The organism is Myxococcus sp. AM011, from assembly GCF_013372595.1.
Taxonomy (GTDB): Bacteria; Myxococcota; Myxococcia; order Myxococcales; family Myxococcaceae; genus Myxococcus; species Myxococcus eversor.
This window is the reverse complement of the sequence record NZ_JABXEM010000027.1, coordinates 49,515-60,649: the sequence shown is the minus strand read 5'-3', so window position 1 is coordinate 60,649 and position 11,135 is coordinate 49,515. Positions and strand designations below refer to the sequence as shown.

General features: G+C 69.6%; 8 protein-coding genes and 1 pseudogene. 5 read left to right on the top strand and 4 right to left on the bottom strand.

Annotated elements, in window-relative coordinates:
- Window positions 1-316, bottom strand: a pseudogene (locus HUW62_RS48060) (collagen-like protein); the annotation flags it as partial.
- Window positions 317-999: 683 nt separating this feature from the next.
- Between HUW62_RS48060 and HUW62_RS08140 the strand changes: the two are divergent.
- Both HUW62_RS08140 and HUW62_RS08135 read left to right on the top strand, forming a co-directional pair.
- A complete protein-coding gene (locus HUW62_RS08140; RefSeq protein WP_176434087.1) occupies window positions 1,000-1,524 on the top strand; it encodes a tail fiber protein in 525 nt (174 codons plus the stop codon).
- 241 nt (window positions 1,525-1,765) lie between these two features.
- Entirely contained in the window at window positions 1,766-2,830 is a 1,065-nt protein-coding gene (locus HUW62_RS08135; RefSeq protein WP_240356607.1) for an AI-2E family transporter, read from the top strand.
- A gap of 10 nt (window positions 2,831-2,840) precedes the next feature.
- Here HUW62_RS08135 and bioA read toward each other — a convergent pair whose 3' ends face one another.
- Window positions 2,841-4,172, bottom strand: a complete 1,332-nt coding sequence (bioA, locus tag HUW62_RS08130) for an adenosylmethionine--8-amino-7-oxononanoate transaminase (protein WP_163867608.1) — start codon at window positions 4,170-4,172, stop codon at window positions 2,841-2,843.
- A 217-nt stretch (window positions 4,173-4,389) separates the two neighbouring features.
- Between bioA and HUW62_RS08125 the strand changes: the two genes are divergently transcribed.
- Window positions 4,390-5,187, top strand: coding sequence for an acyl-CoA desaturase (locus HUW62_RS08125; protein ID WP_176434085.1), 798 nt, complete (start codon window positions 4,390-4,392; stop codon window positions 5,185-5,187).
- Window positions 5,188-5,557: 370 nt separating this feature from the next.
- A complete protein-coding gene (locus HUW62_RS08120; RefSeq protein WP_176434084.1) occupies window positions 5,558-6,730 on the top strand; it encodes a GNAT family N-acetyltransferase in 1,173 nt (390 codons plus the stop codon).
- A gap of 362 nt (window positions 6,731-7,092) precedes the next feature.
- Here HUW62_RS08120 and HUW62_RS08115 read toward each other — a convergent pair whose 3' ends face one another.
- Window positions 7,093-8,133, bottom strand: coding sequence for a hypothetical protein (locus tag HUW62_RS08115; protein WP_176434083.1), 1,041 nt, complete (start codon window positions 8,131-8,133; stop codon window positions 7,093-7,095).
- Window positions 8,134-8,326: 193 nt separating this feature from the next.
- Between HUW62_RS08115 and HUW62_RS08110 the strand changes: the two genes are divergently transcribed.
- Window positions 8,327-9,016 carry a suppressor of fused domain protein gene (locus HUW62_RS08110; RefSeq protein WP_176434082.1) on the top strand — a complete coding sequence of 230 codons (690 nt, stop codon included), beginning with the start codon at window positions 8,327-8,329 and terminating at the stop codon, window positions 9,014-9,016.
- On the opposite strand, the gene HUW62_RS08105 is transcribed toward HUW62_RS08110, so the two are convergent.
- The gene (locus HUW62_RS08105) at window positions 9,017-11,041 is read right to left on the bottom strand and encodes an ATP-binding protein (RefSeq protein ID WP_163867613.1); all 2,025 of its coding nucleotides are present in this window, start codon (window positions 11,039-11,041) and stop codon (window positions 9,017-9,019) included.
- Window positions 11,042-11,135: the final 94 nt, after the last annotated feature.

Sequence of the window (11,135 nt, the reverse complement as noted above, 5' to 3'; positions counted from 1 at the left end):
CTTGAGGCCCCACCGGGCCCACGGGCCCCACCGGACCCACGGGGCCCACGCCGCCCGTCGCGCCGACCTCACCCTGCGGACCCTGGACGCCCTGCTGTCCCTGCGGCCCCTGCGGACCCTCGGCGCCACGAGGACCCTCGGCACCACGAGGACCTTCGACACCCTGCGGACCCTGCGCGCCGTTGCACACGTAGCTGGTGACATCCACCTCTTCGTCATCCAGGTCGTCGTCCTCGTTGTCGTCGACGCCCGCCTCCAGCTTCACGCCGCCGGTGGCGCAGTTGGCACCCGCGGGCTCCACGGTCGTACGGGCCACGGCGGGCTTTCCTTCCTCACCCCGAGGCCCGTTGGCGGGACCCGCGGGACCCTCGGGACCTTGCGGCCCCACTGGGCCGACTGGACCCACGTCACCGTTGTCTCCCTTGGGGCCCGCCTCGCCCTGCGCGCCTTCTGAACCGACGGGACCTTGAGTGCCCGTTGGACCGGCGGGACCCGCGGGACCTTGCGGCCCCTGGGGACCTTGAGGGCCCTCCGAGCCTTCTTTGCAGGCGGACAACAGCAACAGCGCCGTCATCGGTAGCGCGCGCAGGCCCCGCGTCCAGTACGTGGGGTGTCGCCAGTTCATATGAGCCATGGGGTGGTTCTCCTCGTCGTGCAACTCAGGGCCGCAGCGCAGAGCAAGTCACGAGCCAGGATGGATTTGCTTGGGGTGTGCGCCCCACTCAGCAGGGCGTGAGGGATTGTGACCTGAAAGGGCTCGCGTGAAATAGCCCTCCCCTCGCGTTCCGTGCGAACGCGACTCGCGTCACGCCGGAACGCATGACGCGACAAGGCACATGACGCGAAGTCTTCACGCCCACTCTGGAAGCAGGCGCCCCACAGCGCGCCCCGACTCCAAAGTGACCCACGTATGAAGAGTGGCCGATGCTTTGCTCAGGACACAAACGCGTGCTGAGTTTCGCGTGAAACACACACACTCAAGCAACGAAAGGCGTACACGTGTCCGAGCCCTATATCGGTGAAATCAAGCTTTTCGCGGGAAACTTTGCTCCGCGGGGTTGGCAGTTCTGCCAGGGCCAGATTCTCCCCATCGCGCAGAACACCGCGCTCTTCTCCATCCTGGGCACGACGTATGGAGGCAATGGGACGACGACCTTCGCGCTGCCGGACCTGCGCGGTCGCTATCCCATGCAGCCAGGCCAGGGGCCGGGCCTGTCGCCGCGGACGCTGGGTGAGCAGGGCGGTACTGAGACGGTGACGCTGATTTCGACGCAGATGCCGGCGCACAACCACACGCTCAACGTCAGCTCGCAGCAGGGCGACACGGAGACCCCCATCGGCGTGGTGCTGGCGACGGACAGCACGGCGACGGTCCTCAACTACCGGGCCGCGCCCATCGACGGGACGATGAACCCGGCCGCCATCGGCATGGCGGGCGGCAACCAGCCGCACAACAACATGTCGCCGTTCCTGTGCCTCAACTTCATCATCGCGATGGAAGGCGTCTTCCCCTCGCGCAACTGACGCCGGAGTTCACGGGCGAGACGCGCCTCTTGGAGCGGGGCGCGTGCGGCATCGTCAGTGTCCGCGCCTGAACACGCCGTGCCTGGAGTCCGGGGCACGGGTGAGGCGGACCTGACATCCACCGGCGCCTCGGTGCGGGGAGGCTGGCATCCAGGCGCGGCACTGCATACCCCACGAGGCGAGGCGCGCGTCGCGTGGGGGTCCGGTGGCGGAGCAGGGGGATACGAGGCAGGGCTCCCAGGTGACACCGAAGACGGTGCTCACCGTGTGCTTCGTGGTGCTGGCGGTGCTGGCGCTCGTGGTGCTGGTGGTGCGCACGCGGGTCGCCCTGACGCTGACGGGCATCGCGGCGCTGCTGGCGCTGGCGCTGGAGCACGGCGTCTCGCGGCTGGAGCGGTGGAAGATGCCGCGGGCGCTGGCCATCGCGACGATGTTGCTCGCCGCGCTGACGGTGCTGGCGCTGCTGGCGTTGCTGGTGATTCCGGCGGCGGCGGCGCAGGTGGATGCGCTGGTGGTGCAGTGGCCCCACCTCTGGCAGGAGGTGCGCGAGTCACGTCCCTTCCGGGGGCTGAGCGAGCGGCTGCAGAACCTGGGGTGGGCGCGGCAGCTCGAGGACGCCACGCCGGAGCTCGCCACGGGGACGTTGCCGAGGCTGGTGGTGCAGGCCATCGGCAGCATGGTGGGGCTGGTGGGAGGGGCGCTCAGCGTCTTCTTCCTCGTCGTCTTCATGCTCGTCTTCGGAGGGGGACTGTTGAAGCGGCTGCTGGATTTGCCGACGCCGGAGCACCGGATGCGCTACGTGCGCGTGCTGCGCAACGTGTACCGGGCCACGGGTGGGTACCTGATGGGGCTCACGCTCATCTGCACCTTCAACGCGCTGCTCACGTCCACGGTGCTGGCGGTGCTGGGGGTGCCGTACTTCCTGCCGCTGGGCATCGTGAGTGGCTTCTCCAGCATGGTGCCCTACGCGGGGCCGGTGATGGCGGGAAGCCTCATCACGCTGCTGACGTGGGCGACGGGCGGGATGTGGATGGCGCTGGGGGTGCTGACGTACTTCGTGCTGTACGGGCAGTTGGAGGGCAACGTGCTGGCGCCGCTCGTGTTCCGGCGCACGGTGCACGTCAACCCGCTGCTCATCCTGCTGGCGGTGCTGTTCTGCGCGGAGCTGGCGGGCGTCGTCGGCGCGGTGGTGGCGGTGCCCGTCGCGGCCACGGTGCAGATTCTCATCCGGGAGATGCTCCTGTTCCGACAGGAGCGCAGCCTTGCCCGCGTGGGCTCCTCCGTGTTGCCACCCGGGCCGTCCTGACGAGCTTCCGTCAGCCGCGCGCCACCTCTCGCAGCGACTCCTCCACGCCGGCCAGCAGCTCGTCGAGCGCGGCGTCGGGGATGTTGAGCGCGGGCGCGATGTACACGGTGTCCCCGAGCGGGCGCAGGTAGAGCCCGCGTCGCCGCGCCGCCTCGTACACGCGCCACCCGCTGCTCGCGAGATACCCTCCGCCGCCCAGGTCCACCGCGCCCACCATGCCGATGGCGCGCGGACGCACGAGCCCGGGGAGCGTCGCCGCCATGCGCTCGAAGGCGGCCTTCACCTTCGGCGCCTTGCGAGCCACCTGCCCCAGCACGTCCTCGTCGCGATACACGGCCAGCACTTCGCGGGCGACGGCCGCGCCCAGCGGGTTGCCGCAGTACGAGTGCCCGTAGTACAGCGCGCGCGACGCGGCCCCGAGGAAGCCCGAGAAGATGCGCTCGGACGCGAGCGTCACGGCGAACGGCATCAGTCCGCCCGAGAGGGCCTTGGCCAGACAGAGCAGGTCCGGCACCACGCCCGCCAGGTCCACGGCGAAGCGAGCCCCCGTGCGGCCCAGGCCGGTGAAGACCTCGTCGGCGATGAGGAAGGTGTCCACCGCGCGGGTGGCCTCGCGCACCGCGCGCAGGAAGTCCGGCGAGTACATCTGCATGCCGGCGGCGCCCTGGATGATGGGCTCGACGATGACGCCGGCGATTTCGTCCGGGTGCTCGCGCAGCGCGGCCTGGACCTGGGCGAAGGCGCGCTCCCAGCCACCCTCCTCCGCCGGAGACGGCACGTGCACCACGTCGAAGAGGAGCGGTCCGAAGACCTCGCGGAACAGGGGCACGCCGCCCACGCTGGTGGAGCCGATGGTCTCCCCGTGGAACGCGCCGGAGAGGGTGATGAAGCGCGTGCGCCCAGGCTGGCCATTCTGCGCCCAGTACTGGGCGGTCATCTTGATGGCCACCTCCACCGCGGTGCTGCCGTTGTCGGAGAAGAAGGCGCGCGTCAGCCGCTCACCGGCGGGCAGCTCCGGCCGGTCCGCGCCAGGCGCAATCGCCGCCAGCTCCGAGGCGAGCGCCGCGGCGGGCTCGTGGGTGATGCCCGCGAGCGAGACATGCGGCAGCCTGCCCGCCTGCTCGGTGAGGGCGCGCAGGAGGCGCGGGTGGCGGTGGCCCAGGGTGGACACCCACCAGGAGCCATTCGCGTCGAGGTAGCGCCGGCCATCCACGTCGAAGAGGTAGGGCCCCTCCGCGCGGGAGATGACCAGCGGGTCGGTCCCCGCGATGTACGCCTCCATGGCGGTGTACGGGTGCCAGACGTGCCCCTTGTCCAGCTTGACGATGTCGGCCCGCTCCACGTGTGCACCCCTTCTCGACGAGTGTGAGGAGGTGCTCCGTACCGGAAATCGAGCCCCTGTCATCGCGCGTCATGCCCTGGCGCGGTGCGTCCGACTGATGGGGGCCTGAAGTCAGGGCCCACCCGGCCGCCTTCCGGGGGCAACTTCCGGCCGGGGATGACGTGGCCATGACATGGCCGGTGTTTTCCTGGCTCTGACACCGACCCGGGAAAGCGCCATGGCCGTCCTCGTCTTCTTCGTTTCGCACTGGCTGCTCTGTGTCTTCTTCCAGAGCTTCTTCCAGCACCGGTACTCCGCGCACCGCATGTACACCATGGGTCCGCGCACGGAGCGGGTGATGCACCTGCTCACGTACCTGGTGCAGGGCTCGTCGTACCTGTCACCCAAGGCCTACGCGATTCTGCACCGCGAGCACCATGCCTTCTCGGACACGGAGAAGGACCCGCACTCGCCGCACTTCTTCACGGACGTGTTCCGGATGATGTTGCACACGAAGAAGCGCTACGAGGACTACACGGCGGGCCGGGGGCAGCCGGAGGCCCGGTTCCTCGGCGGCTATCCCGAGTGGCCGTTGGTGGACGACACGCTGCGCACCTCGTGGGCGGCGACGGTGTTCTGGGTGGGGCTGTACACGTCGTTCTACGTGGCCTTCGCGACGGCGCCCTGGCAGTTCCTGCTGTTGCCGGTGCACTTCCTGATGGGACCTGTGCACGGGGCCATCGTGAACTGGTGCGGGCACAAGTACGGCTACCGGAACTTCGAAGGCGGCGACAAGTCGCGCAACACGCTGCCCGTCGAGGTGCTCTGCATGGGTGAGCTGTTCCAGAACAACCACCACAAGTTCGGCAGCAGCCCCAACTTCGCGGCGCGCAAGTTCGAAATCGACCCCACGTGGCAGGTGATGCGCGTGCTGGCGAAGCTGGGGGTCATCCGAATCGCCACGCCGCAGCGGGCGGTGTGGCCGGAGCCTCGGCGAGAGGCAGCGCACGACGCGGGCGCCGCCCGGGCGGCCTGAGTCCGTCGTCCCCTGAGTGGACCGAACCGGAGGGAAGAGGCCCGCGAGGCTCCTCCCCCGGCGAACGGGCCGCCGGGCCAGCAGGACCGCGAGCACGCCGGACGAGAAGCCCCCTCGGCAAACGGGCCTCCTGGCGGCCGGGCCATGCGAGCGCACCGGACGAGGAGCCCCCTCGGCGAACGGGCCTCCTGGCATCAGGACTCACGAGCGCCGCTCCTCCGAGAGGCAACGAGCCGAGGCCGAGCCCGGGAGGGTTCACGCGGATCACAGGTCCAGGGGTTGAGAGAGCCAGCGGGTAGGCGGGCCGGAGGCCGACACAAGCCCACGGCCAGGCGGCGCGAACGCGGGGCGCGCGTTAAAACCCACCCCCGTGCCTACAGACACCTCACTCCGCCTCCGCATCCTCGACGCAGTGACAGACGTCCCGGCCGCTGACTGGGACGCGCTCGCCGGTCCGGACGCGCCGCCCTTCGCGCGCCACGCCTGGCTGGCGGCGATGGAGGAGAGCGGCAGCGCGACCGAGGAGACCGGTTGGGCGCCGCACCACCTGACGCTGTGGCGAGGCAAGAAGCTGGTGGCGGCGGCGCCCGCGTACCGGAAGTTCCACAGCATGGGTGAGTACATCTACGACTTCGGGTGGGCGGATGCGGCGGCCCGACTCGGGGTGGAGTACTACCCGAAGCTCATCGTCGGCGGGCCGCTGTCCCCGGCCACGGTGCCGCGCATGCTCATCGCCCAGGGTGAGGACGTGCCGGCGTTGCGCAAGGCGCTCCTGTCCGCGGCGGTGGAGAGCGCGCAGGAGGCGGGGTGCTCCTCGGTGCACATCCTCTATCCAACGGACGAGGAGGCGGACTTCCTGGAGGAGCAGGGACTGGCGCGGCGGGTGACGCTCCAGTTCCAGTGGAAGAACCCGGGCTACGCCAGCTACGACGAATACCTGTCGCGCTTCGACTCCAAGCGACGCAATCAGTTCAAGCGCGAGCGAGCGGCGGCGGCGACACAGGGCATCACGCTGCGCACGGTGCGAAGCGCGGAGCTGACGCCAGCGCACGCGAAGCGCGCGTATGAGTTCTACGAGGCCACGTGCGAGCGACACTCCTGGGGCCGGATACAGCTCACGCCGGGGTTCTTCGCACGAGTGTTCAAGGCGATGCCGGACACGGTGGAGATGGTGGAGGCGGTGCGCGAGGGGCGGGTCATCGCGGGGGCCTTCAACCTGGCGACGAAGGAGCGGCTGTACGGACGCTATTGGGGGAGCACCGAGGAGCATTCGTTCCTGCACTTCCACGTGTGCCTGTACCACTCGGTGGACGACTGCATCCGAGCGGGGCGCAAGGTGTTCGAGCCGGGCGCGGGTGGCGAGCACAAGGTGTCCCGGGGCTTCGAGCCCACGGCGGTGCACAGCGCGCACGTGATTTTCGACCGCAGGCTGGACAGCGCGGTGCGCGACTACGTGAGACGCGAGCGCGCACGGCTGAACATGGCGGTGGAAGAGGCAGAGCAGATTTCGGGCCTCAAGCCCTGGCCCCTGCCGAAGACCTAGACAGGGTGCGGTCTCACGACCCCGAGGACCGTGAAATCTCCAAGATGGAGCCAGACCATCCCCATACGTTGACTCCGTCATCGGTCATATCCACCTGCACGAATCCGCCGTCGTGCACCTCCTCAGGCCCAGGTCCCTGGGCATGAATGTCCACCTCTTCCCCGGCCGCCAGCGGAGCCACTTCTCCCCAGGGTTCGAGGACCAGAGATGAGGGGCGCCCAAGCTCGTTTCTGATACGGATGGTCAGCTTGATAGGCACGTCGACGCTCCTCGCGGCCCTGCCTCGATAGCGGGCACGAACCCAGCCGCATGATGAACCATCAGGAGCCCGAGGTCCTCGAGCTCACGCAACGCTCCTCGGCTCACCGGACCGGGTGCGTCGTCCAACGCTTCCCGTCCACACTCGAAGCCAGCACATGGCTCCCGGCCAGCCACAGCCGGTCATCTCCCACGACGAGCCGGCCCACGTCCGACACGTTCCTCGCCACGGACGACTCCTTGGGAACGGCACACCGCGCGAAGCCCGAGGCATCCACGCGGTAGACGTTGTCCTCATCCGCCACGAAGAACTCGCCATTCCACCGCTCGGCCGAGTGGATGCGCCCGACGCGAGCGACGACGCGACACGCCTCCGCCGTGCCCAGGATGACGTCCCCCTGCGTCGTCCCGGCGACCACCTCGCCCGAGGGGAAACACCGCACGAACGACACCTCCCCGCGCGGGAACGAATGGACCTCGCGCCAGCCGCCCTCCCCATGCATCCAGATGCTCCGGCCGCCCGCGTAGAGCACCCGCGCCCCATCCGCCCCTGGACAGCTGTCCAGCGCGAGCACCCGCCCCGGCAACTGTCCCAGGGACTGCGTCCAGCGCAGGGCCCCCTCGGCGCGCACGAGCAGCCCTACCTCCGCGGGCGAGTCGAGCTCGAAACCCCGGCTCCCCGCCATCACGATGTCCTCACCGCTGAAGCACACCCGCGTCTCCACCAGGCCCACCGGAACGCCCTCGTACTCCAGCGACTCCCACTTCCCGCTTTCGCTCGAACGGATGGCCAGGAAGTGCGCCGAGCCGCCATACGAGACCAACGCCCCATGGCGGTTGGCTCCCAGTCGACACAGGGCGTCGATGGTCCCCACCACCACTGCCCTCTCCAGGGTCCACGCGCCCGCCGTGCGCACCGCTACATGCTGGTAATCATCCACCTCGAACCTGGCGTCGTCCGGGTCGGAGTCGGAGTCGACCAGGCCCCAGTACGCCTCCGCGTCCACGGGCTGGTTCCACTCCTCGACCGGGCCCGGACCGCCTCCGAAGTCATTGTCCGGATGGGGGTGGCTGACGACCAGCATCAGCTCCTGCGCGTCACGGATGCAGCCTCCCGACACGACGCCCCGAAACGCATGCTCCACGCGGCCCCTCCCAGGCGGAAACCTCGGCTCCCCGCCTATCCCACCAGGGGGAGACAGGCCAGCGCCCCCACCCTTTCCAAGGCTCCGGAGGGCAGCCGGGAGGGAGGGCCCCTGTTTCCCATCCGCCAGCCGCGAGGGGGGACCCTCACGTGGAAGTTGTGAAACCGGGGTGACCCTCTAGAGTGGGGCCGTCATGAAAGCACCGGAGACGAACGAAGACTTCATCCAGTGGTACGAAGACTGCTGGGCGGACCGCGATGAAGTCGAGTACCCCAAGATGTTCGGCGCCATTGATGAAGGCGTCTTCACGCTCGACCAGACGGATGCCATCCAGGCTTGGATGGAGAGCGACCTCGCACAGGTAGAAGGTGAAGCGGACCCCAACTGGGGCCCCATGGGCGTGCGCGCCGCGCCGCCGAGCCCGGACTACCCCTACTGGACCTATGTCACCAGCGGGCTGTCCAATCCCTTCACCGTGGGCCCAGGTGAGGAGGTTACCGACGAGTCACTCAGTGGCATCGGTTACGAGATGGTCATCCACACGCCAGAGCAGGCCAAGTGGCCCGTGTTCCGGCTGCTGGACCTGATGGCCTACAACCTCGTGACGTTGCGCGCCTTCGCCCTCAACCACCGCTACCCGGTGGAAGGCACGCTCGACGGCGGAGACTCCAAGCTGGGCGGCTTTGTCTTCGTCAGGGACCCGGCCCGTCCCGACCACTTCGCCCTGCCCAGCGGCAAGGTGCAGCTGCTCACGCTCGTGGGCGTCACCAAGAACGAGATGGCCTTCGCGCGCTCCAACGGCCTGGACAAGCTGATGGAGAAGCTCGTCGCGGCCGGCACCGGGTACATCACCCACCCGGACCGCGAGGAAGTGAAGCTGTAGTCACCCGCTTCGAGCCACGCGCGCCAGCGGCCCCAAGGCCCTGGCGCGCGGAGGTGCTCCCTCCACCAGCGCCCGCAGCGTCCCCGGGTCGAACGGCTTCTCGATTCGAGGCAGCGGCACCGTCTGCAGGAAGGTGCGCGCCCGCTCGGTGAACGCGCCGCCCGTCATGAAGACGAAGCGCGACAGCAGCTCCGGCCCGCGCGACAGCAGCTCCGCGTGCAGGTCCATCCCCGTCACATCCGCCATCATCAAGTCGCAGAAGACACGGTCGAAGTCCGCGTCCCGCTCCAGCAGCTCCAGCGCTTCCCGCCCGCTGTGCGTCACCACCACCTCGTGGTGCTTGCCGAGCAGCCGCCGCAGGAGCGACGCCAGCTGCGGCTCGTCGTCCACCACCAGCACCCGCTTGCGCTCGGGCACGTCCTGCGTCGCGCCCTTCGCCACCGCGTCCGGCACCGCCTCCGTCATCGGCAGGCGCACGCTGAAGGTGCTGCCCAGGCCCGGCGTCGTGTTGACGGTGAGCTCCCCGCGCATGCTGCGCACCATGCCCAGGCTCGTGGACAACCCCAGCCCGCTGCCCTCGCCCACCGCGCGCGTGGTGAAGAAGGGCTCGAAGACGCGCTCGGCGACCTCGGGCGTCATGCCGTGGCCCGTGTCCGACACCTCCACCACCACCCACGGCCCCTCCACGCGCGTGGAGAGCGTGACGCGGTGCCGGGTGAAGTCCCCCTCCGGAATCGCATGCGCCGCGTTGACGAGCAGGTGCAGGAACACCTGCCCCAGCCGCGCCTCGTGCGCCATCACCGTGGGCACCTCGGCGAAGCGGCGCTCCACCTCCGCGCGGTAGCGCAGGTGCGGCATGGCCATGGAGAGCCCGAACTCCAGCGCCGCGTGCACGTCCACCGGGGACAGGTGGGGCTCGTCCGCGCGGGCGAACGTCTGCAAGTCACGGACGATGACGCGGATGCGCTCGGCGCCCTCGCGGGCCTCGCGCAGCGCCTCCAGCGCCTCGGCCAGGGGGGCGTTCTTTCCGAGGACGCCCCCCTCCATCGACAGCTCCAACTGCTCCAGCGCGAACTGGAGGTTGCCGCTGACATAGGAGAGCGGGTTGTTGATTTCGTGGCCCACGCCCTCGGCGAGCTGCCCCGCCATGGCCAGCTTCTCCGACTGCACCAGGCGCTCGCGCGCGGCGACCAGCTCCTCGGTGCGCTCACGCACCAGGGCCTCCGCTTCGAGTCGTCCGGAGTGCTCGCGCGTCAGCAGGGCATCGCGCTCCGCCTCCGCGCGCTTCTTGCCGGTGACGTCGCGGGAGAAGACGGAGACGTTCTGGCCCGAGCACCAGGCGTGCACCTCGTGCCACCGGTCCGGGGAGGTGCGCACCTCGAAGATGGTGGAGGAGCCCTCGGCGGCGACGCGGCGCAGCTCTCGCTCGAACAGCGTGCCGACCAGCTCCGGACAGGCCTGCCACAGCAGCTTGCGGAAGACCTGCTCCTGCGTGCGGCCGGTGATTTCGGCGGCCTGCCGGTTGACGTAGGTGATGCGCCACTCGGCGTCCACGGTGAAGAAGGCCTCGGGCGTGCTCTCCAGCACGTCGCGCACCCAGTCCAGCGTGTCGCGCAGGCCCTCTTCCATGCGCAGGGCGCTGGTGACGTCGCGCAGGCGCAACAGCACACCGTCGCGCAGCGGCACCGCGGTGCCGAGCAACCACGCATCCCCTTCCGGGAAGCTGTCCGCGGCGGGCCTGCCTGACTCCACCACCTGCTTGAGCACCGCCAGCCGTCCGCCCAGGCCGGCGACGGGGGACATGTCCTTCAGCCTCAGGCCGCGCAGCGAGTCGGTGCCCCGGCCCAGCGCGCGCGACGCGGCGGGGTTGGACCAGAGCCACTCGAAGTCGGTGATGACGCCGGACTCGTCGCGGACGGCGCGCAACACCATGCACCCTTCCGAGTCATGGCGCTCCGCCTCCTCCAGCGCATCCAGCAGCGCATCCGCGCCCGGGACTGCCTGTCTCGTGTCCGTCGCCGACATGCCCCGCCCGCTCCGGACATCCACATCACCCGGAGGCAAAAGCTCCGGAACCCCATCACGGGGCGGCAATTCCTGGAAACGTCCGGAGTCCCCG

Excerpts from the sequence above, each read along its gene's own strand:
- HUW62_RS08125 (WP_176434085.1), top strand. The coding sequence starts at position 4,390 with ATGGCCGTCCTCGTCTTCTTCGTTTCGCACTGGCTGCTCTGTGTCTTC.
- HUW62_RS08105 (WP_163867613.1), bottom strand. The coding sequence starts at position 11,041 with ATGTCGGCGACGGACACGAGACAGGCAGTCCCGGGCGCGGATGCGCTG.
- HUW62_RS08110 (WP_176434082.1), top strand. The coding sequence starts at position 8,327 with ATGAAAGCACCGGAGACGAACGAAGACTTCATCCAGTGGTACGAAGAC.